The following is a 22,184-nucleotide window of genomic DNA, read 5'->3' as shown; positions in this document are numbered from 1 at the left end:
AGTTGGCAGTCATAACGATGCAAGTGAATATCTCCACTCCAATTACGTAACGGAGTACGAAAAGATGAAGTTGAAAATTGTCACTGGCGCCCTGCTTGGTCTGACCATGATGAGTACTGCCTATGCTGCAACCTGCCCAACGATATCAGTGACTCATGCGCAAGGCGCCGAAGATGTAACCTTCACTTCTGCCCGACTTAAAGATAAAGACACTGCTAATTCAGTTGTCATCTGCCGATACGAAGGTGAGGCAGACCTTGGCGTCTCGGCTGGCTACAGAAACGACACTCCGGTTCAAGCCACCGGTAGCAATTGGAATGGTGATGAGTGTGCAACCAAGGATGGTGACGCCCGCAAATGCGCCTTTAAATAACTGATCGTGTTCAGAACAAAAAAGGGCAGCCCGATCGGCTGCCCTTCTTACATGGGTAGAACTTACGCCGCACTGAACAACTTGTGCGGATCAATCACAAACTTCTTCGGCACGCCCGCATCGAACTCGCCGTAACCTTCTGGCGCCTGATCGAGGCTGATCACTTGCACGCCGACTACTTCAGCGATGTTGATGCGATCCCACATGATCGCCTGCATCAGTTGGCGGTTGTACTTCATCACTGGAGTTTGCCCAGTGTGGAAGCTGTGGGATTTCGCCCAGCCCAAGCCGAAGCGAATGCTCAGGCTGCCCATTTTCGCGGCAGCGTCGACGGCGCCCGGATCTTCGGTGACGTACAGGCCGGGGATACCGATCTTGCCGGCAACGCGCACCACGCCCATCAGTGAGTTGAGCACCGTGGCCGGGGCTTCGGCCTTGACGCCGTCGTGGCCGTGGCCGCGTGCTTCAAAGCCAACGCAGTCCACCGCGCAATCGACTTCCGGCTCGCCCAGCAGCGCGGCGATCTGTTCGTGCAGCGGGGTGTCTTTGGACAGGTCGACGACCTCAAAGCCCTGGGCCTTGGCGTGGGCCAGGCGGATGGTGTTGACGTCGCCGACAATCACCACCGCCGCACCGAGCAAACGTGCGGAAGCGGCAGCGGCCAGGCCGACCGGACCGGCGCCGGCGATGTAAACGCTGCTGCCCGGACCGACGCCGGCAGTAACCGCGCCGTGATAGCCGGTCGGGAGGATGTCGGAGAGGCAGGTCAGGTCGCGGATTTTCTCCATGGCCTTGTCGCGATCCGGCAGTTTCAGCAGGTTGAAGTCGGCGTACGGCACTAGCACGTATTCAGCCTGGCCACCGGTCCAGTCGCCCATGTCGACGTAACCGTATGCGCCGCCGGCACGGGCCGGGTTGACGGTCAGGCAGACGCCGGTGTGTTGCTCTTTGCAGGAACGGCAGCGCCCGCAAGCCACGTTGAACGGAACGGAGACCAAATCGCCGATCTTCAGGTTTTCGACGTCGGAGCCCTTTTCGATCACCTCGCCGGTGATCTCGTGACCCAGCACCAGACCGGTCTGCGCCGTGGTCCGGCCGCGCACCATATGCTGGTCGGAGCCGCAGATGTTGGTGGAAACCACTTTGAGAATGACCCCATGCTCGATCTTGCGACCGCGCGGGTCCTGCATTTTCGGGTAGTCGATTTTCTGTACTTCGACCTTGCCAGCGCCGAGATACACCACACCACGATTGCCAGACATGCTTTCACCTCGCTGTTGTTTTTATGGAACTGCGTTGCCCCGGTTGGGCAGCGCGTTGAGTGCTCGGGTATTGCTTGTTGGTCTTGCGTTGTTTGTTACGGCCCCTTCGCGAGCAGGCTCGCTCCCACATTGGAATGCATACCCTGTGGGAGCGAGCCTGCTCGCGAAAGCGATCTAGAGAACGACGGTTCTGTTGGCGTTCAAAAAAACTCGTCTTTCGATGTGATACCCAACCGCCCGCGCCAAGGTCAGGCCTTCGATATCCCGCCCTTTGGCAATCAGATCCTCGGGGTAATGGCTGTGATCCACCGCCTCGACGCCCTGGGCAATGATCGGCCCTTCATCAAGGTCGTTGTTGATGTAATGCGCCGTCGCGCCCACCAGTTTCACGCCCTTGTTGTAAGCCTGGTGATAAGGCTTGGCGCCCTTGAAGCCCGGCAACAGCGAGTGATGAATGTTGATCGCCTTGCCGTCGAGCTTGCGGCACAGCTCCGGCGATAGCACCTGCATGTAGCGGGCGAGGATCACCAGTTCGGCGCCGGCTTCTTCGATCACCTGCCAGACCTGACGCTCCTGCGCCGGTTTGTCGTTGGGGTCGAGAGGGAAATGGTAGTAGGGAATCTGGTGCCAGTCGGCCAACGGCTTGAGATCCGGATGGTTGGACACCACCGCCGCCACGTCCATCGACAACTGGCCGATGCGCTGGCGATAGAGCAAGTCGTTGAGGCAGTGATCGGCCTTGGAGACCATGATCACCACTTTCGGCCGGTAGTTCGGCGCGGTCAGCTCAAAGAGCATGCCGAACGCCTGCCCGCGCTCGGCCAGCCCGGCGCGGAAGGATTGTTCATCGAAACCATCAGGCTGACGAAATTCCACGCGGATGAAAAAGCGCCCCGAGAGGCGGTCATCGAACGAATGGTGCTCGGTGACATAACAGCCCTGCTCGAACAGAAAACGCGTGACCGCGTCCACCGTGCCGAGGACGCTGGGGCAGTCGGCGGTCAGAATCCATGTGTCTGGGGCGCGGCTCATGGTGCGGTGACTCCTGTTCGTTGTGCGGGGTGTCAGGTTTTTCCCTCACCCTAGCCCTCTCCCAGAGGGAGAGGGGACTGACCGAGGTGTTCTTTCGAGCTACGCCGACCTGAAATAGCGCGTCGAACTCAGGCTCGAAAAACACACAAATCTGCTCCCTTTCCCCCTCTCCCCCTCAGGGGGAGAGGGCTGGGGTGAGGGGGTGGCTTTTGATCTTCAGGCCTGAACGCTCAGCCCGTACTCGGCCGAAGCATCCTGCAACCACAACCACCAGTAATCCGAGAAGCTGCGACGGATCAGCAATTCCCAGGTGTCTTCCGCCGTATGACGGATCATCAACTGCGACTTGGCGAACACCGTGCCCACCGCTTTGCCGACCGGGAAGCTGTTCGGGTGCACGTCGTAGCTGGTCGACTTCATCAGCACCTGACGCACGTTCGGGCCGCTTAATTCGAGAATCTGCTGGCCGCCGCTGACGTTCACGATAGCAATGTGCAGATCGCCCAGCGCTTCGCGCAGTTTCTGCTCGGCGGCGAATTCCTCACCGCTTGGCACGATCAGCAGCCACTCGTCCGGGCCCATCCATTGCAGGCTGGTTTCGCCTTTGACGATTACGCTCAGCGCACCGGGCAATTCAATGCCAAGCGCCTTGTGCACACCGGCAGCGAACGCGGCATCGTGACCATCACCACGAATGGTCAGGTGGCCGAGGAGTTTCTTTTCCCGCACGATCACGCCGGCGTTCTTGCGGCCCTTGCCGACCAGGCTGGCGAGGTCGGCATGGTGCAGCGACGACTCGGCACGGGCGCCGGTGGTCGGGCGTTGCTGGTAAACATTGGCTGTGGTCATAAAGCACCTTCTGAATTCTGTTGGTTCCTGTGGTTGCTGTGCCGCCGCCTTCGCGAGCAGGCTCGCTCCCACAGGGGAACGCGATCGAATGTGGGAGCGAGCCTGCTCGCGAATAGCCGCCCGCCCACCGCTCCCGAGGTTGTCAGATGTTCTGCCGCTCACCCTTCGGATCGAAGAACACCGAAGAAACAATCTCCGCCTCGATCACGCTGCCATCGGCCAGCGGTGCGAACACCCGCTCGCCCATGCGCTTGAGACCGCCCTTGACCACACCCATGGCAAACGAATAACCGAGGGAGTTGTGCGCGTAGCTGGAGGTCACGTGGCCGACCATGGTCATCGGGATCGCCTGTTTGGTGTTGAACACCAGCTGCGCACCTTCCGGCAGCCATTTGGTCGGATCGATCGGCTTGAGGCCCACCAGTTGTTTGCGCTGATCCTTGACGCAATCTTCGCGGTTCATGCCACGCTGGCCGATCCACGAGAACGGTTTGGTGCGACCGACACACCAGCCCATGTTCAGGTCGTCCGGGGTCATCGAGCCGTCGGTGTCCTGGCCGACGATGATGAAGCCCTTCTCGGCCCGCAGCACGTGCATGGTTTCGGTGCCGTACGGCGTCAGGTTGTACTGCTTGCCGGCCTCGACGATTTTCTCCAGCACGCCCATCGCATAATCGGCCTGCACGTTGACTTCGTACGACAGCTCACCGGTAAACGAGATACGAAACACCCGTGCCGGCACGTCGCCGACCAGACCTTCTTTCCAGGTCATGAACGGGAACGCTTCGTTGCTCAGATCAATGTCGGTCACGGCGCTGAGCAGCTTGCGGCTGTTCGGCCCGGAGAGGGTCATGGTCGCCCAGTGGTCGGTGACCGACGTGAAGTACACCTTCAGCTCCGGCCATTCAGTCTGGTGGTACAGCTCCAGCCACTGCAGTACGCGCGCGGCGCCGCCGGTGGTGGTGGTCATGACGAAATGGTTGTCGGCCAGACACGCGGTCACACCGTCGTCGAAGACCATGCCGTCTTCCTTACACATCAGACCGTAGCGAGCCTTGCCCACGTCGAGCTTGGTCCAGGCGTTGGTGTACACGCGGTTGAGAAACTCGCGGGCATCCGGGCCTTGAATGTCGATCTTGCCGAGGGTCGAAGCATCGAGCAGGCCAACGCTGTCGCGCACGGCTTTGCATTCGCGCTTGACCGCCGCGTGCAGGTCTTCACCGTTTTTCGGGAAGTACCAGGGACGCTTCCACTGACCGACGTCTTCAAACTCGGCGCCGTTCTTCACATGCCAGGCATGCAGCGCGGTGTAGCGCACCGGTTCGAAGATGTGCCCGCAGTGTCGACCGGCCACGGCGCCGAAGGTCACCGGCGTGTAGTTCGGACGGAACATGGTGGTGCCCATCTGCGGGATGGTCACGTTCAGCGAACGGGCGGCAATGGCCAGACCGTTGACGTTGCCGAGCTTGCCCTGATCGGTGCCGAAGCCCAGCGCGGTGTAGCGTTTGACGTGCTCGACCGACTCGAAACCTTCACGGGTCGCCAATTCGATACCACCGGCGGTAACGTCGTTCTGGAAGTCGACGAATTGCTTCGGTGCACGCGCCGAGTTCTTCTCGTGCGGCACCTGGAACAGCGCCAGGGTCGGCTCTTCGAGACGGCTCAGGGCTTTCGGCAACACGCCTTCGACGGTCTGGAAACCGGCTTCGGCAGCAGCGCGCACGCCACCTTCAAAACCGTCGGCCAGCGAATCGCCGAGCGCGTAGACGCCATTGATGCCACCGACGCACACGCGCTTCTGCGGTGCTTCGCCCGGTACGAAACCGAGAATGTCTTCGCGCCAGACCGGTTTGCCACCGAGGTGCGAAGCCAGGTGAACCACGGGGCTGTAACCGCCGGAGCTGGCCACCAGGTCGCAGTCGAGCCATTCGCCCGGACTGGTCACGGCGTGGGCCTTTACGTCAATCGCGGCGACGCGGGCAGCGGTCACACGCTTGCTGCCACGCACTTCGATGACGGCGCTGCCGGTGAGGATGCGAATGCCTTTGGCGCGCGCTTCTTCGACCAATGCACCGCGCGGATTGCTGCGGGCATCAGCGATGGCGACCACTTGCAGACTGGCATCGAGCCAATCCAGAGCGACGCGATAGGCGTGATCGTTGTTGGTCGACAGCACCAGTTTTTTGCCCGGCGCTACGCCATAACGACGCACGTAGGTCGACACCGCGCCGGCTAGCATGTTGCCCGGCACGTCGTTGTTGCCGTACACCAGCGGACGCTCGTGGGCACCGGTCGCCAACACCACGCGCTTGGCGCGGACACGGTGGATGCGCTGCCGCACCTGTCCGATCGGCGCGCGGTCACCGAGGTGATCGGTGAGGCGTTCGTGAATGGTCAGGAAGTTGTGGTCGTGGTAACCGTTGACCGTGGCGCGCGGCAACAACAGCACGTCCGGGGTGTTCTTCAATTCAGCGATGACACTGGCGACCCATTCCATCGCCGGTTTGCCGTCGAGGCTTTCGCGGGAATCAAGCAGGCTGCCACCGAACTCTTCCTGCTCATCGGCCAGAATCACGCGGGCACCACTGCGCGCAGCGGCCAGGGCAGCGGCGAGACCGGCCGGGCCAGCGCCGACGATCAGCACGTCGCAGTGCTGGTTCATGTAGTCGTAGGTGTCCGGATCGTTCTCGGTCGGCGAACGGCCGAGGCCGGCAGCCTTGCGAATGTACTTCTCGTAAGTCATCCAGAACGATTGCGGGTACATGAAGGTTTTGTAGTAGAAACCCGGCGGCATCAGCTTGCCGCCGACCTTGCCGAGAATGCCCATCATGTCGTTGTTGACGCTCGGCCAGCCGTTGGTGCTGGTGGCGACCAGACCCTGATACAACGCCTGTTGCGTGGCGCGCACGTTGGGAATCTGCGTGGCTTCGGTAGCACCGATCTGCAGCACCGCGTTCGGCTCTTCGGAACCAGCCGCGAAGATGCCGCGAGGGCGCGAATACTTGAAGCTGCGGCCGATGATATCGACGCCGTTGGCAATCAGTGCAGCAGCCAGCGAGTCGCCTTCATAGCCTTTGTAGGTCTGGCCGTTGAAGGTGAAGCTCAGCACTTTGTTGCGGTCGATCCGTCCACCGTTGGACAGGCGATTGGTCTGGCTCATACCTTCTCTCCCAGCGCCGTCGTGGCTGTTTTCGCCGAATCAGCCTTGTCGGTGAATTGCGGCTTGGTGCCGATCTTGTAGGTTTCGAGAATCTCGTAGGTCACGGTATCGCGAGTGACGTTGAAGTACTGGCGGCAACCGGCAACGTGGTCCCACAGTTCGTGGTGCAGACCGCGCGGGTTATCGCGAAAGAACATGTAGTCGCCCCACTCTTCATCGGTGCAGGCGTTCGGATCCAGCGGACGCGGGATGTGCGCCTGGCCGGATGCGTGGAATTCCTCTTCAGAGCGCAGTTCGCCGCAGTGAGGACAGAAGATATGCAACATGGGGATTTCTCCTGTTAGTGGGCAACCGCAGCAGCGCCGTGTTCATCGATCAACGCACCGTTGTGGAAACGGTCGATGGAGAAAGGTGCAGCCAATGGGTGCATTTCACCCTTGGCCAGACTCGCGGCAAACACGTTGCCCGAGCCAGGTGTGGCTTTGAAACCGCCGGTGCCCCAACCGCAGTTGAAGAACATGTTTGGTACCGGCGTCTTGGAAATGATCGGGCAGGCGTCCGGCGTGGTGTCGACGATACCGCCCCACTGGCGGTTCATGCGCACCCGCGACAGCACCGGGAACATCTCGACGATGGCCTGGATGGTGTGCTCGATCACCGGGTACGAACCGCGCTGGCCGTAGCCGTTGTAACCGTCGATACCGGCGCCAATCACCAGGTCGCCCTTGTCGGACTGGCTGATGTAACCGTGTACGGCGTTGGACATGATCACGCTGTCGATAATCGGTTTGATCGGCTCGGACACCAGCGCTTGCAGCGGGTGGGATTCGATCGGCAGGCGGAAACCGGCAAGCTTGGCCATGTGCCCGGAGTTACCGGCCGTCACCACGCCGACGCGCTTGGCGCCGATAAAACCCTTGTTGGTTTCGACGCCGATGCACACGCCGTTTTCCTTGCGGAAGCCGATCACTTCGGTCTGCTGGATCAGGTCCACGCCCAAGGCATCGGCGGCACGGGCAAAGCCCCAGGCCACGGCATCGTGTCGGGCGACGCCGCCGCGACGCTGCACGGTCGCGCCCATGATCGGGTAGCGGGTGTTTTTCGAGCAGTCCAGATACGGAATTTCGTCCGCAACCTGCTTGGCGTCGAGCAATTCGCCGTCGACGCCGTTGAGGCGGTTGGCGCTGACCCGACGCTCCGAATCACGGATGTCCTGCAGGGTGTGGCACAGGTTGTAGACGCCGCGCTGGGAGAACATCACGTTGTAGTTGAGATCCTGCGACAGGCCTTCCCACAATTTCATCGCATGTTCGTAGAGGTGCGCCGACTCGTCCCACAGATAGTTGGAGCGCACGATGGTGGTGTTGCGTGCGGTGTTACCGCCGCCCAGCCAACCCTTCTCGACCACGGCGACATTGGTGATGCCGTGCTCCTTGGCCAGATAGTAGGCCGTCGCCAGGCCGTGCCCGCCGCCGCCGACGATGACCACGTCGTAGACTTTTTTCGGGGTGGGCGTGCGCCACATGCGCTGCCAGTTTTCGTGGTGGCTGAGCGAGTGTTTGAACAGGCCGAAGCCGGAATAGCGTTGCATAGTCATTACTCCAAAACCGACTCAGCGATAAACCGGGAAGTCTGCGCACAGGGCCGAGACCTGCTGGGCGACATTGGCCTCGACATCGGCGTCGCCGAGGTTGTCGAGGATGTCGCAGATCCAGCCGGCGAGGGTTTCGCACTGGCTGACCTTGAAGCCGCGCGTGGTCACCGCCGGGGTGCCGATGCGCAGGCCCGAGGTCACGAACGGCGACTGCGGATCATTCGGCACGGCGTTCTTGTTCACCGTGATGTGGGCACGGCCCAGCGCGGCGTCGGCGTCCTTGCCGGTCAGGCCCTGACGGATCAGGCTGACCAGGAACAGATGGTTGTCGGTGCCGCCGGAGACCACATCGTAGCCACGCTTGATGAACACGCTGGCCATCGCCTGGGCGTTGTCGATCACTTGTTGCTGATAAGCCTTGAAGCCAGGTTCCAGCGCTTCCTTGAAGCACACCGCTTTACCGGCGATGACGTGCATCAGCGGACCGCCCTGGGCGCCGGGGAAAACGGCGGCGTTGAGCTTCTTCTCGATCTCTTCGTTGGACTTGGCCAGGATCAGCCCGCCACGCGGACCGCGCAGGGTCTTGTGCGTGGTGGTGGTGACCACATCGGCGTACGGCAGCGGGTTCGGGTACAGGCCGGCAGCAACCAGACCGGCGACGTGGGCCATGTCGACGAACAGCAGCGCACCGACCTTGTCGGCGATCTGACGGAAGCGCGGGAAGTCCAGAGTCTTTGAGTAAGCGGAGAAACCGGCAACGATCATTTTCGGTTTGCACTCGACGGCCAGACGCTCGACTTCGTCGTAGTCGATCAGTCCGGTGTCGGTGTTGATGCCGTACTGCACGGCGTTGTAGAGCTTGCCCGAGGACGACACTTTCGCGCCGTGGGTCAGGTGACCGCCGTGGGCCAGGCTCATGCCGAGGATGGTGTCACCCGGTTGGATCAGCGCCAGGTACACGGCGCTGTTGGCCGAAGAACCGGAGTGCGGCTGGACGTTGGCGTAATCGGCGCCGAACAGTTGCTTGGCGCGTTCGATGGCCAGCGCTTCGACCTTGTCCACATGCTCGCAGCCACCGTAGTAGCGCTTGCCCGGATAGCCTTCGGCGTATTTGTTGGTCAGGCCGCTGCCTTGCGCCTGCATGACGCGTTTGCTGGTGTAGTTCTCCGACGCGATCAGCTCGATGTGATCTTCCTGACGTTGCTCCTCGGCATTCATCGCCGCCAGCAGTGCATCGTCGTAACCCTGGATCTGGTCTTGCTTGCTGAACATCGCGTCTCTCCCAGCGGCATCTGTGCGCCATTCGTCTCGGTAAGGCACTGGCAATGATGGCAGTGCCCTTTGATGCGATGGTATGACCGGCACAGACAGCTCAAATGCCTGCGCGCGCCACGCAAAGGTGCGTTTACGACATGGCTGGAAATGACCTCTTCGAAACGCCGCAGATCCCCTGTGGGAGCGAGCCTGCTCGCGAAGAGGCCGGCACATCCGACATAGAAGTTGGCTGGCAGACCGCTTTCGCGAGCAGGCTCGCTCCCACAGGGGTCAGGCGATGATTTGGCGGATGGCGAGCAGCAGGAGGAAATGCGCGGGATACAGCGCATAGGCCCAGCGCCGCATCGGTGGTGGCTGCAGATGTCGCCCATGTCGCAACAAGAACATTCCCAGCATCGGCGCAAACAGACATGTCGCCAGCCCGAGAGTCGCCACGCTGTTGCCGAACCGCGCCGATTCGAGCAGCACCTGCCATTGGTTCGCCGCCAGACACACCAGCCCCGGCAACAGGCTGAAATACCAGGGTCGGCGGAACACCAGCAGCAGCGCCAACGGCAACAATACGCCGAAGAAACCGAACATCAGTCGTTCTGAAAAAACCGCCGCAACCACCAGCGCGGCCAGTGCGAGCAATCGCGCCACCGATGCTGAATCCTGCCAGCCACGCGCCACCAGCAGGCCCAGCGCCAGCGTCGGCATCACGTTGAACGTGTCAGGGTCAGGGATATAAAAGCGATAAGGGATTTCGCTGATGGCGCTGAACAACAACAGCCAGCCCAGATAGCGCCATTCCATCTTGCGCGAATCGTCCCGGGCCAGATTCGCCGCCATCGCCAGGCAAAACCACGGAAATGCAAGGCGACCTGGCACATACAGCCAATCGGCGGAGAAGCCGACATATCGCAGGTGATCGAGCAACATGCTCAGCAGCGCCAGCCACTTGAGCAGATCCAGGGCACCGTCGCGTTGGCTCAGGTGCATAATCGGCCCATAAACTGGTAATTTTCCCCACCCGACATTGCATGTGCTCCCCGGAAGATCTTCGGTAAAGTGCGCATCCTCATTGACCACGAGCCTTCACAAGAGTCTCGATTACGGAAGCCGGCCATGACCGACAAGAGCCAACAATTCGCCAGCGACAACTATTCCGGGATCTGCCCTGAAGCCTGGGCCGCCATGGAACAGGCCAACCACGGCCACCAGCGCGCTTACGGCGACGATGAATGGACCGCCCGCGCGGCCGATCATTTCCGCAAACTGTTCGAAACCGACTGCGAAGTGTTCTTCGCCTTCAACGGCACCGCCGCCAACTCGCTGGCCCTGTCGTCGCTGTGCCAGAGTTACCACAGCGTGATCTGCTCGGAAACCGCCCACGTCGAAACCGACGAATGCGGCGCTCCGGAATTCTTCTCCAACGGCTCGAAGCTGCTGATCGCCGGCACTGAAAACGGCAAGATCACCCCGCAATCGATCCGCGAAGTCGCGCTCAAGCGTCAGGACATCCATTACCCGAAACCGCGCGTGGTGACCCTGACTCAAGCCACCGAAGTCGGCAGTGTCTACACCCCGGAAGAAGTCCGCGCCATCAGCGCAACCTGCAAAGAACTGGGCCTGCACCTGCACATGGACGGCGCGCGGTTCTCCAACGCCTGCGCATTCCTCGGCTGCTCGCCCGCCGACCTGACCTGGAAAGCCGGCGTCGACGTGCTGTGTTTCGGCGGCACCAAGAACGGCATGGCGGTGGGTGAAGCGATCCTGTTCTTCAACCACAAACTGGCCGAAGACTTCGACTACCGCTGCAAGCAGGCCGGGCAACTGGCGTCGAAGATGCGCTTTCTGTCGGCACCGTGGGTCGGCATTCTGGAAAACGACGCCTGGCTCAAATACGCCCGCCACGCCAACCACTGCGCGCAACTGCTGGCAGAACTGGTCAGCGACATTCCCGGGGTCGAACTGATGTTCCCGGTGCAGGCCAACGGCGTGTTCCTGCAACTGTCCGAGCCGGCCATCGCCGCGTTGACTGCAAAGAACTGGCGCTTCTACACCTTCATCGGCAAGGGCGGCGCACGCTTCATGTGCTCCTGGGACACCGAAGAAGAGCGCGTGCGCGAACTGGCGCGCGATATTCGCGAGGTCATGTCGGCCTGATTCCCCTCCCAAGTTGCATTCCCATGCTCAGCACGGGAATGCAACCCAGAGGCTGCGCGTCGCGGACCTGCATTTTCAGAATCGGCCTACACCAAGGCCTACAGAAAGCACAAAAATCCCGCCATAGACTGCTTGCTCCCGATTCAAGGAGCGCACGCGATGGCAATTCCCGGCTACATGACGATCATGGGCAAGACCCAAGGGCTGATTTCGGCAGGCTGCTCAACGCCTGATTCGGTCGGCAACAGATATCAGGCGGCACACACCGATCAAATCATGGTGCTGTCGTACAGCCACAACCTCGCCAACCTCGACAACTCTCACCGAGCCACCCACGCGCCGGTCATTGTCACCAAAGTCGTCGACAAATCTTCACCGCTGCTGGCCCAGGCACTGGCCAACCGTGAAGAGATCGACTGCAAGATCAACTTCTACCGAACCTCCCCTCAGGGTCAGCAGGAAAAATACTTTTCTGTCTCGATCGACGGTGCGGTGCTCACCGAACTGAACCTGGATATGCCCCACGTCATTCTGCACAACGACGCGGAACCTCAGGAGCAGGTCGCCATTCGTTATCGTGGCATCAGCTGGGTGCATCACCTCGCCGGGACCAGCGGCCATGCCTCGTGGGGCGAAGAAGGTTGAGCGATCGGCGCCATGGTCTCAGCGACGTTCGACACGTTGCCGGCAAGCTGCTCGCACAGGCACAGACAGTCGGCTCACGTCATCTGGCATTCGGCAGTGCGCGCGTGCAGTTCAATCAGGAGGTCGCGCGCTTCGCCAAGGGCATTGTCGATGATGTCGCCAGCGGCCGCCTTTCAGCGGACATGGGCCTTGACGCCTTTGCACAGGAACAGCGTCATCTTCTGAACCAATCCAGAGTTCTGGTACGCGGCACCAAAGGTGCCGTTCCTGAAGCGGTGAAAAAACGCCCGTTATCGATGCTCAGGCAGCCTGCCTCGCGCTCCGATCCAGACAGGTTGCTGCGCGCGATTCATCAGCAGAACCTCAGGGTGGCGCGCGTTAATAACAGCAGCACCGCGCGCAGCCCTCACCCCATCAACGACTTGAAGTTCTTCCCCAGCGAGCACTGGCCGCAAGATCGTCCGGCCCCATCGGAGCCGGGTTTTTACATCGTGCCGAAAAGCATTGTCGCCGAGAAGCTTGAGGCACAACTGCTCCCCTCCGCCAACCCGAATGTCATCGCCAGATTCAGAAGTTTGAATCCGACCCCGGACATGATTAAAGCCGGTTCGATGATCGTGCTGAGCGACCCTGACAATCAGCAATGCACATACGAGGAAGCATTGCTGATGCAGACCGCGCGTTTCGTCAGTGCGACGCTGGAACCGCTGACCGTGGAAGAAGCGGATTTCATGGCGCAGCACTATGGCGTGATCCAGACCGCACTCGCCTATGAATCAAAAGTGATCGGAGTCGTCACGGCCATGGCAGCCAATCATCTGGATGGCATAAAAAATGTTCTCGCAGATCTTGAGAAGTTGCATGTTCAAACGCTGGACGTAAAAGGCCACCGGGTCTCTGAAGAATTCATAAACAAGCGTGACCAATTACTCAAAAAGCTGGACGTCCAACTCAATCGGTTCACCCGGCAGAGTATTGGCATCCCCGATTACCCGAGCCTGAAGACCACTCTAGGCATTGATCATCCCTATCTTGTGCACCACTGGCGAAAAGCCGGCGGCATCGGCCAGAACCCAGGTTATGCCACGCATATTCGGGCAGTCAGCCAAGCATCACAGTACGTTAAATATGGCGGCTGGATCGGTACAGCGGTGGGTGGTGGCGCCTCCGCCTTAAAGGTGCAGGATGTCTGCATGCACGGAAGCGCGGAGGCATGTGAAAAAGTGAAGTTCACGGAGAGCGGAAGCTTTTTGGGTGGTGTGGGTGGCGGAATGGTTGCCGGCGCGCTCGTAAGCTTGACTGCCTCAACGATTTGCGTAGGCGCTGGCCTCCCGACAGGCGGGCTTGGCACTGTACTTTGCAGTGCGCTACTGGCAGGACTCGGAAATTATGCCGGCGGGACTTTGGGCGAGAAAGGCGGCGAACGGATCGCACAGAAAGTATACGAGGCTGTTAAATGACTCTTCATACTTCAGAGAAAATATTCTTGTTGATTGGTATTGTAGACTTCGTCGGCATATTTACTTTGATAGGAGTGATGTTGTATGTCGCGAAAACAAAGACCGAAATCATATTGGATCATCTAACAAACAGTTCTATTTCAAGCAGACTGATAATGCTTTGGCACGGAGGTCCTTGGGGCAAAATCTACATGATGGGAGAAGTGTTCGACATCATGCGAAACCCTGAATTTTACATTCACACAGGAAAGCTTTGCGCGAAAGACTTCGAAAACTTCCCCAAAAAACTGAAAAAGAACCTGATTATTTTATACAAACTGGTTTTCATTTTTTTTGCAATTATGATGTGCCTGGGAATAAGCTCATCCGTAGATCAAATTAACAATATCGTAAAAGATCCAATTGTGATCATGACACTGGTGAGTTTCACAGGTCTTTTAGTGGTAAATGGAATTTTACTTTATACCGCCAAGAGAAGACTGGAAACGATCCTAAACAGCCTAAAACGCAGTTCAATCACATCGTCTTTGCTCATGTTATGGCAAGCGGGCCTGGGGGGACGTATTTATATGTTGGGTGAAATTTTCGGCATCCTCAAAAAACCCGCACGGTACATTTCCCAAGGCAAAGTCAGCGCAAGAGATGTTAAGAATTTCCCGCCAAAACTCAAACGCGACCTGCTCAAACTGAATAAATACCAGCAAATATTTGGCTTTGCCTTTGTGGGCTTCGGCCTGCTCGCTTTGTTCGGGCTGATTTGAAATTGCACTTTCCCGGTCGATCTCCTCATTTAGGAGATCGACCCAAGTTCATGCCTATTTAAAACTCAATCCGCACATCCCCCTTCGGCACGCTGCAGCACGACAGGATAAACCCTTCCGCCTCGTCGTCCTCGGTAATCCCGCCGTTGTGTTCCATCTCCACTTCGCCGCCCAGTTTCATCACCTTGCATGTCCCGCAAATGCCCATGCCGCAGGCTTTCGGGATCATCAGGCCGAGCTTGGCGGCGGCGGCGTGTACGGTTTCGCCCGGGCCGACGCGGATGCTTTTACCGGAGGCGGTGAATTCGACCTGGTGCAGATCCGCTGCGTCGATTTCCGGCGCATCGGCGGCTTGTTCGGCCTGTTCAACCGCGTCGGCGCGGGCCTCGGGTGGCGTGGCGCCGAAGGATTCTTCGTGGTACCGCGACATGTCGTAGCCGGCCGCTTCCAGCAAGCGTTTGACCGCAGTCATGTACGGCGTCGGGCCGCAGCAGAACACTTCGCGCTCGAGGAAGTCCGGGACCATCAGTTCGAGCATCTTGTGATTCAGATAACCGCGATAACCGGCCCATGGCTCACCGAGGCCGTGCTTTTCACAGATCAGGTGCAGGCTGAAATTGTCGATCCGCGATGCCATGTGCTCAAGCTCGCGGTGGTAAATGATGTCTTTCGGCGACCGCGCGCTGTGCACGAACGTCATGTCGACGTTGGCGTTGGTGTCGTAGAACCAGCGCGCCATCGACATGCACGGGGTGATGCCGACGCCGCCGCTCAGGTAGAGGACTTTCGGGCTCGGGAAGTCGATCGCGTTGAACAGCCCGACCGGGCCATGCACCGCCAGCTCCTGACCTTCATGCAAAGTGTCGTGCAACCAGTTGGAGACCTTGCCACCCGGCACGCGCTTGATCGTGACCGAGAAGCTGTACGGCACCGACGGCGAGCTTGAAATGGTGTACGAGCGCATGATCGGCTGGCCTTCGATTTCCAGCTCCAGGGTGACGAACTGCCCCGGCTTGAAGAAGAACAGGATCGGCTGGTCGGCCATAAAGCAGAAGGTGCGCACATCCCAGGTTTCCTGGATGACTTTGACGCAACGGACAATGTGTCGGCCATTGGCCCAAGTCTGGGTGGTGACCGGATTCAGGAAGCTGTTGGACATGCTGTTCTCCACGGCCGACTGTCGGCCTCTTGTCGGCGATTCTGCGTATAGCGCAGACCGTGCGTTTACCTATCCGCGACATTGACATACTTATCGCGACCAGCCCTTGAACACCGGGCCTTGCGCGTCGGGAACAGATTGCGCCATGTCGCGCATGGATAAGGTTCCCCCCAGCGCCGGCCCCACACTCGCCCCAACACAAGACGACTTCTTTACACCTTGCGTAGCAACCGTTTTGCAGCACACCTGATCAGCCACTTTCGCCGGCCACGCAGAGGGCCATGAGGATTACATCGATGGACGTCACCGCAAAAATCAGCCTGGGCGATCCGCTGGAACCCGCACGCAAGGCCACCGCACAAATGCTGCAGGAGCGCGAGCGCACCTTCTCGCTGCCACAGCCGTTCTACAGCGACGAGCGCCTGTTCGATATCGACATGCAGGAGATCTTCCAGAAGGAATGGTTGATCGCCGGCATGACCTGCGAGATCCCGGCCAAGGGCAACTACCTGACCCTGCAGGTCGGCAAGAATCCGATCATCGTCATTCGCGGCGCCGAGGGCGTGGTGCACGCGTTCCACAACGTCTGCCGCCACCGTGGCTCGCGCCTGTGCACCAGTGAAAAAGGCAAAGTCGCCAAACTGGTCTGCCATTACCACCAGTGGACCTACGAACTGGACGGTCGCCTGCTGTTTGCCGGCACCGAGATGGGCGCCGACTTCGACATGAAGCAGTACGGCCTGAAACCGGTGAACGTGAAGACCGCTGGCGGCTACATCTTCATCAGCCTGGCAGAGAACCCGCCGGCCATCGATGACTTCCTGTCGACGCTCAACCATTACATGGAACCGTACGACATGGAGAACACCAAGGTGGCGATCACCACCACCTTGATGGAAAAGGCCAACTGGAAACTGGTGCTGGAAAACAACCGCGAGTGCTACCACTGCAACGCATCGCACCCGGAACTGTTGAAAACCCTGCTGGAATGGGACGACGTCACCGACCCGCGCGCCGATCAGGCGTTCAAGGATCACGTCGCCGCCTCCGCCGCTGCCTGGGAAGCGGAAAAGATCCCTTACGCTCACGCCAGTTTCGGCTTGCGCAACCGTATCGTGCGCATGCCGCTGCTCAAGGGCACCGTGTCGATGACCCTCGACGGCAAACAGGGCTGCGCCAAACTGATGGGCCGCATCAAGAACCCGGACCTGGGCTCGATGCGCATCCTGCACCTGCCGCACTCGTGGAACCACTGCATGGGCGATCACATCATCGTCTTCACCGTGTGGCCGATCAGCGCCCAGGAAACCATGGTCACCACCAAGTGGCTGGTGCACAAGGACGCCGTGGAAGGTGTCGATTACGACGTCGAGCGCATGCGCCAGGTGTGGGATGCGACCAACGATCAGGACCGCCGTCTGGCTGAGGAAAACCAGCGCGGGATCAACTCCACCGCTTACCAGCCGGGGCCTTACTCCAAAACCTATGAATTCGGCGTGGTCAACTTCGTCGACTGGTACAGCGAGAGGATGTTGAACAACCTCGGGGCTGAGCCAGCGCCTTACCTCAAAGGCGTACCGGTTCAGGGCTGATCAAGAGCAAAAGATCGCAGCCTGCGGCAGCTCTTACAGGTGGAATGCATTCCCCTGTGGGAGCGAGCCTGCTCGCGAAGACGCCCTGACCCACGCTACATCTTCCAGCTGATCAATTTCCGATCAACCACCCCCGTCCCCATACCCACCAAGCCCTCCAGCCTTCCGCAAACAAGTTATCCACATACCCGCCCACAGCAAATGGGGGTAACTGTGGATGACTCAAAAAATATCCTGCTGATTTGCAAAGAAAAATCGTGACTTATGCTGAATCGCGGTTTCTCAAAACAATTGATCGTTTTTTGATCACACTCGTACACAACACGTATTCAGAGGCCTGTAGCGGGTAGCGAACATGTTATCCACAGAAGCGCCAACAGAGATCGGGGACAACTTTCAATCTCCTGTGGAAAAACACCTGTGACTGGGGAAAAACCCTTCGCGTTAACAGCTCTTGGCCCCCGGGGATCACATTTGATCAATAATTGATCAAACCCATGTAAGCCCTGCTCCATATGGCCTACAGCTGGTAGCGAACATCTTATCCACAGAAGCGCCAACAGAGATTGGGGGCAACTTCTCGATTAATACCGAGTGAAAAGCCCGTTAAATCCGTGAGTTACACTGATCGTTTTTTGATCTTATGGCTGGAAGGCTTGAACGGCGTGGGGTGCGCGGAAGGGCGAACACGTTATCCACAGCTTCGCCAACAGCGATTGTGGGTAAGCAGTACAGATTGGCGGTGGAGAAATGCCAATGTGGGAGCGAGCCTGCTCGCGAATGCGTCGGGTCAGTCGATGCATGTGTCGGCTGACAGTGCGCTTTCGCGAGCAGGCTCGCTCCCACAGGAGTTATTCCATGCCTGGAAGAGGGTGACTAGCGGACAACGCCCTCTTCAATCAGCAGCTTCAGAATCGCCTCAGCCCCGGCTTGGGCAGTCACGCCCTTGAGCACCTGCCCACCGCCACCACTGGCCTTGGCCGTCGCGGCCTTCATCCGGTCGGCGCCGCTCTTGGCCTTGATCACCTTCAAGCGCTTGGGCCGTGGCTTGGCCGGTTGCAGCGTGGCAACGGCCAACAACTCATCTTCCACCGTTTCAACGTCGTCGGCGGCCAATTCGCCCCGTCGCGCCGGGCCGTACGCGCTCTGCCGAGGCTTCGGCGCGGCGTTATCCACAGTCGCCAGAAACGGCAGTTTCACCTTCAAGCGGCGTCGCTGCCCGCGCGGCAACGCTTGCAGGACCAGCGCCGAACCGTCATTGATTGATTCGACCTGCGCCAGGCCCACCACCAGCGGCCAGCCCAGGCCTTCGGCCAGGAGGAACGGCAACATCCCCGAACCTTCGCCGGTTTCCGCCTGACTGCCGGTCAGCACCACTTGCGCCCCGGCATCGCGCAGGTACGCGGTCAACGCCGGCAAGGCGTCGGCGCCAGCGGGCTGTTCCAGCACATGCAGCTGTTCCAGGCCCATGCCCAGATAGGCACGCAGTGCCGGTTCGGCAACATCACCGGCATGCAGCACTTGCAGGTTATCCCCAGCCAATTGCAGGCCCAGTTCCACCGCGCGCGCATCCTGATCGGCGCGCCGTGGCCGACCTGAGGTCGGGTGAGCGCCGATTGAAACCAGACTGATAACGTTCGTGTTCATAGGGTTTCCTTACGCCGCATCGCGCTTGGCTTCGTTGCGGTAAGCCGCGACCGCTTCGATCAACGCTTGCAGAATCTCTGCGCTTTCGCCGATCACCGAGAGGTCGGCACGCTTGATCATGTCGCAACCCGGATCAAGGTTGATTGCCACCACCTTGTCGCAGGCGCCAATGCCTTGCAGGTGCTGGATTGCGCCAGATATACCCACAGCCACATAGACCCGCGCAGTGACCCAGGTGCCGGACGCGCCGACCTGACGATCGCGCGCCATGAAGCCGTCGTCCACCGCAACCCGCGAAGCGCCTTCGGTGGCGCCGAGGGCCGCCGCTGTTTCGTGAAACAGCTGCCAATCCTTGACGCCGTTGCCGCCGGAGAAAATGAACTCCGCTTCGGCCATCGGAATCGCTGCCGGATCCACCGCCACGGCACCAAGATCTTCGATTCGCGACAAGCTGCGCGCGACGCTTGTGGATAACTCCACTGGCAACGCTTCGTGACGAGTTTCGCTGACCGGTTCTGCGCATTCGGCAGCGGCGAGAATCAACCGCGCCACCGGACGCGCCAGATCTTGCAATCCGGCCCCGGCGCGGCCGATGCACTCCTGATCCTTGACCTGCCAGACCCGCGTGGCCGGACGCTCGCCCAGTGCAGCAGCAAAGCGCCGGCCGAGTTCGCCGCCACCGCTGCGGCTGTCCGGCAGCAACCAGTGACGCGGGTTGAATTGGTTATCCACAGCGCGCAAGCCCTGCACCCGTTGCTCCGGTGCATAACCGCTGAATTCATCGCCTTCGAGCACCAGCAAGCGATCAACGCCCGCGGTTTCGAAAGCGCTTTCCTTGTGCTCGCCGAACACCACAGCAAGCACCGCACCATCGCTGCCGGCCAGTTGGTGAGCGAGGCCGAGCAGATCGCGGTCGTGGCTGCTCAGGCGACCGCCGACCATATCCGGCACCACGCTGATGTAGAACGCCGGGGCCGGAACCTGAAGCAGGGGCAATTGCACTTCAACAGTAGCCGAGCGTTTGACCGCCCCACCCTGCTGCGCGCCGCTGCGGTCAATGCGTTTGATGCCGTTGGGGCCGATAAAACCCATGCCGTGCAGGTTCTTGCGGATGACGCCATTGGGACCCATCCAGCTGTGTTGCGCCGGTTGCATCGCCGCGTGCAGCGGATGCAGGCGGTTGCGCGCAATCCATTCGGCGCGCGGGTCGCGGCGGATAATGTCGCTCATCAGTGCACCTCCGCAGGTTCACGTTTGGCCGGCGTGGCAGGCTTGCTTGGCGCGGCGTCTTCGAGCAGCGCGTCGGCCACCAGTTCGGCGATGTCCTTGATCAGCGGACGCGGTTCGACCACGCCTTCGAGCATCGCCGTGCACTGTGGACAACCCACCGCCACCAGTTCGGCGCCGGTTTCGCGGATGTCTTCCATGCGCATGTCGGGGATGCGCTGCTTGCCCGGAATGTCGGTGATCGGCGCGCCGCCACCGCCGCCGCAGCAGCGTGAGCGGAAGCCGGAACGTTGCATCTCTTTGACTTCGATGCCGAGGGCACGCAGCACTTCGCGCGGCGCTTCGTACTCGCCGTTGTAGCGGCCCAGGTAGCATGGATCGTGATAGGTCACGCTATTGCCTTTGTGCTGCCCGAGGTTGAGCGCGCCGGCCTGAATGATCTCGGCCATGTAACTGCTGTGGTGCTGCACCAGATAGTTGCCGTCGAAGGCGCCGTACTCGTTTTTCAGCACATGGAAACTGTGCGGATCGCAGGTGACGATGCGGTTGAAGCTGTATTTGGCCAACGTCTGGATATTGCGTTTGGCGAGCTGCTGGAACGTTGCTTCGTCGCCGAGACGGCGGGCCACATCGCCGCTGTCGCGTTCCTCAAGACCGAGTACAGCGAAGTCGACTTTCGCTGCCTTCAGCACTTTGACGAAGGCACGCAGGGTGCGCTGGTTGCGCATGTCGAAGGCGCCGTCGCCGACCCAGAAGAGCACGTCGGTGGATTTCTTTTCGCTGAGCAGAGTGAGGTTCAGGTCCGCTGCCCAGTTCATCCGCCCGCCCGGGGCGAAACCGCCGGGGTTGTCGGTGGCGATCAGGTTTTCGAGGACTTCGGCGCCCTTGTTCGGCGTAGCGCCTTTTTCCAGGGTCAGATGCCGGCGCATGTCGACGATCGCATCGACGTGCTCGATCATCATCGGGCATTCCTCGACGCAGGCGCGGCAGGTGGTGCACGACCACAGGGTTTCAGCATCGACCAGACCGTTGACGATCGGTTGATGCGGATTGCCGCCATGCTCGCCGATCGGTTTGCCCGGATACGGGCTGCCGGCGAACTTAGCGTCAGTGCCGCCGGCGAGGCCGACGACCATGTCCTGAATCAGTTTTTTCGGGTTCAGCGGCTGGCCGGCGGCGAAAGCCGGGCACGCTGCTTCGCACTTGCCGCACTGCACGCAGGCGTCGAAACCGAGCAACTGGTTCCAAGTGAAATCCTGGGGTTTTTCCACGCCCAGCGGCGCATCGGGATTGTTCAGGTCCAGCGGTTTCAAACCGGTCGAGCGCCCGCCGCCAAACCGTTCCGGGCGACGGTGCCAGGCCAGGTGCAGAGCACCGGCAAAGGCGTGTTTCATCGGCCCGCCCCAGGTCATGCCGAAGAACAGCTCCGACACGCCCCACAGCACGCCAACACCGAGGATGGCGGCGAGCAGCCAGCCGCCGAAGTTTTCCGGCAGGATTCCCGCCACCGGCAGGGTCACCAGGAAAAACGACGCGGAGAAGGCCAGCAGGCTTTTCGGCAGGCGCATCCACGGGCCTTTCGACAGACGCGCAGGCGGATTGATCCGGCGCAGGTACATGAAGATCGCGCCGACGAACATCACCGCCGACATCAGCAGCAAGGCGTAGCCAAGGATGCGGTTATGCAGGCCGAAACCGTGCACCAGAATGGCCAGCACAATCGACGCCACCGCACCGCCCGCCGTGGCGACGTGGGTGTTGGCAATGTATTTGTCCCGCGCGACGACGTGATGCAGGTCGACCATGTAGCGCTTGGGCATGGCCAGCAGACCGCCGAGCAGATCGACCTTCGCCGCCCGCCCCCGGCGCCACATGTTCATCCGCCGCAACGCGCCTAGGACAGCAAGGCCCAGGGCTGCGAACAACAGGATTGGAAGAAGGGTGTTCAACATGGTGAAGCTCCCACCAGACAGCCTGGAGAAACACGATCCGCTTTACTG

At 60.2% G+C, this 22,184-nt stretch carries 18 protein-coding genes; 6 read left to right on the top strand and 12 right to left on the bottom strand.

The features are described from left to right. Positions 1 to 64: 64 nt before the first annotated feature. Positions 65 to 373: a hypothetical protein gene (locus J2Y39_RS17865; protein ID WP_056786558.1), complete on the top strand. Its 309-nt coding sequence runs from the start codon at positions 65 to 67 to the stop codon at positions 371 to 373. A 62-nt stretch (positions 374 to 435) separates the two neighbouring features. Here J2Y39_RS17865 and fdhA read toward each other — a convergent pair whose 3' ends face one another. The 8 genes from fdhA to J2Y39_RS17825 form a co-directional block, all read right to left on the bottom strand. Then, on the bottom strand, positions 436 to 1,635 hold the full coding sequence (gene fdhA, locus J2Y39_RS17860; protein WP_016772834.1) for a formaldehyde dehydrogenase, glutathione-independent: 1,200 nt from the start codon (positions 1,633 to 1,635) through the stop codon (positions 436 to 438). A 174-nt stretch (positions 1,636 to 1,809) separates the two neighbouring features. Continuing rightward, positions 1,810 to 2,667: a formyltetrahydrofolate deformylase gene (gene purU / locus J2Y39_RS17855; RefSeq protein ID WP_039757644.1), complete on the bottom strand. Its 858-nt coding sequence runs from the start codon at positions 2,665 to 2,667 to the stop codon at positions 1,810 to 1,812. A 216-nt stretch (positions 2,668 to 2,883) separates the two neighbouring features. Further along, the gene (locus J2Y39_RS17850) at positions 2,884 to 3,516 is read right to left on the bottom strand and encodes a sarcosine oxidase subunit gamma (protein WP_126367130.1); all 633 of its coding nucleotides are present in this window, start codon (positions 3,514 to 3,516) and stop codon (positions 2,884 to 2,886) included. Between the two features lie 142 nt (positions 3,517 to 3,658). Then, a complete protein-coding gene (locus tag J2Y39_RS17845; RefSeq protein ID WP_039757642.1) occupies positions 3,659 to 6,676 on the bottom strand; it encodes a sarcosine oxidase subunit alpha in 3,018 nt (1,005 codons plus the stop codon). Continuing rightward, a complete protein-coding gene (locus J2Y39_RS17840) occupies positions 6,673 to 7,002 on the bottom strand; it encodes a sarcosine oxidase subunit delta (protein ID WP_047596487.1) in 330 nt (109 codons plus the stop codon). Before J2Y39_RS17840 ends, J2Y39_RS17845 begins: the two co-directional genes overlap by 4 nt. Before the next feature lie 14 nt (positions 7,003 to 7,016). After that, a complete protein-coding gene (locus tag J2Y39_RS17835; protein ID WP_016772829.1) occupies positions 7,017 to 8,267 on the bottom strand; it encodes a sarcosine oxidase subunit beta in 1,251 nt (416 codons plus the stop codon). Between the two features lie 21 nt (positions 8,268 to 8,288). After that, positions 8,289 to 9,542, bottom strand: a complete 1,254-nt coding sequence (gene glyA / locus J2Y39_RS17830) for a serine hydroxymethyltransferase (protein WP_024014589.1) — start codon at positions 9,540 to 9,542, stop codon at positions 8,289 to 8,291. 273 nt (positions 9,543 to 9,815) lie between these two features. Then, complete coding sequence (locus J2Y39_RS17825) at positions 9,816 to 10,526, bottom strand: TraX family protein (protein WP_252884938.1); 711 nt, start codon at positions 10,524 to 10,526, stop codon at positions 9,816 to 9,818. 126 nt (positions 10,527 to 10,652) lie between these two features. Here J2Y39_RS17825 and J2Y39_RS17820 point away from each other — a divergent pair, with 126 nt between their 5' ends. From J2Y39_RS17820 to J2Y39_RS17805, 4 genes are all read left to right on the top strand, one after another. Further along, a complete protein-coding gene (locus tag J2Y39_RS17820; RefSeq protein WP_016772826.1) occupies positions 10,653 to 11,693 on the top strand; it encodes a low specificity L-threonine aldolase in 1,041 nt (346 codons plus the stop codon). A 159-nt stretch (positions 11,694 to 11,852) separates the two neighbouring features. After that, entirely contained in the window at positions 11,853 to 12,338 is a 486-nt protein-coding gene (locus J2Y39_RS17815) for an Hcp family type VI secretion system effector (protein WP_095181378.1), read from the top strand. Between the two features lie 104 nt (positions 12,339 to 12,442). Next, positions 12,443 to 13,798: a hypothetical protein gene (locus J2Y39_RS17810; protein ID WP_310218961.1), complete on the top strand. Its 1,356-nt coding sequence runs from the start codon at positions 12,443 to 12,445 to the stop codon at positions 13,796 to 13,798. Beyond that, positions 13,795 to 14,559, top strand: a complete 765-nt coding sequence (locus J2Y39_RS17805; protein WP_310218959.1) for a hypothetical protein — start codon at positions 13,795 to 13,797, stop codon at positions 14,557 to 14,559. Before J2Y39_RS17810 ends, J2Y39_RS17805 begins: the two co-directional genes overlap by 4 nt. 58 nt (positions 14,560 to 14,617) lie before the next feature. Here the strand turns inward: J2Y39_RS17805 and gbcB are convergent, their stop codons facing one another. Further along, entirely contained in the window at positions 14,618 to 15,718 is a 1,101-nt protein-coding gene (gbcB, locus tag J2Y39_RS17800; protein WP_016772824.1) for a glycine-betaine demethylase subunit GbcB, read from the bottom strand. Between the two features lie 296 nt (positions 15,719 to 16,014). Between gbcB and gbcA the strand changes: the two genes are divergently transcribed. Then, positions 16,015 to 17,310, top strand: coding sequence for a glycine-betaine demethylase subunit GbcA (gbcA, locus tag J2Y39_RS17795; RefSeq protein WP_016772823.1), 1,296 nt, complete (start codon positions 16,015 to 16,017; stop codon positions 17,308 to 17,310). A gap of 876 nt (positions 17,311 to 18,186) precedes the next feature. Here the strand turns inward: gbcA and J2Y39_RS17790 are convergent. The 3 genes from J2Y39_RS17790 to dgcB are packed head-to-tail and all read right to left on the bottom strand — an operon-like array spanning position 18,187 to position 22,136. Further along, positions 18,187 to 18,957 (bottom strand): electron transfer flavoprotein subunit beta, encoded by a 771-nt coding sequence (locus J2Y39_RS17790; RefSeq protein ID WP_252879019.1) that lies wholly within the window; start codon positions 18,955 to 18,957, stop codon positions 18,187 to 18,189. Positions 18,958 to 18,966: 9 nt separating this feature from the next. Further along, positions 18,967 to 20,187: an electron transfer flavoprotein subunit alpha/FixB family protein gene (locus J2Y39_RS17785; RefSeq protein WP_310218955.1), complete on the bottom strand. Its 1,221-nt coding sequence runs from the start codon at positions 20,185 to 20,187 to the stop codon at positions 18,967 to 18,969. Next, positions 20,187 to 22,136 carry a dimethylglycine demethylation protein DgcB gene (gene dgcB, locus J2Y39_RS17780; RefSeq protein WP_310218953.1) on the bottom strand — a complete coding sequence of 650 codons (1,950 nt, stop codon included), beginning with the start codon at positions 22,134 to 22,136 and terminating at the stop codon, positions 20,187 to 20,189. The genes J2Y39_RS17785 and dgcB overlap by 1 nt, the downstream gene beginning before the upstream one ends. Positions 22,137 to 22,184: the final 48 nt, after the last annotated feature.

Origin of the sequence: Pseudomonas sp. 2957, assembly GCF_031456345.1 — a bacterium.
Taxonomy (GTDB): domain Bacteria; phylum Pseudomonadota; class Gammaproteobacteria; order Pseudomonadales; family Pseudomonadaceae; genus Aquipseudomonas; species Aquipseudomonas siliginis.
This window is presented reverse-complemented; position numbering and strand designations above follow the sequence as displayed.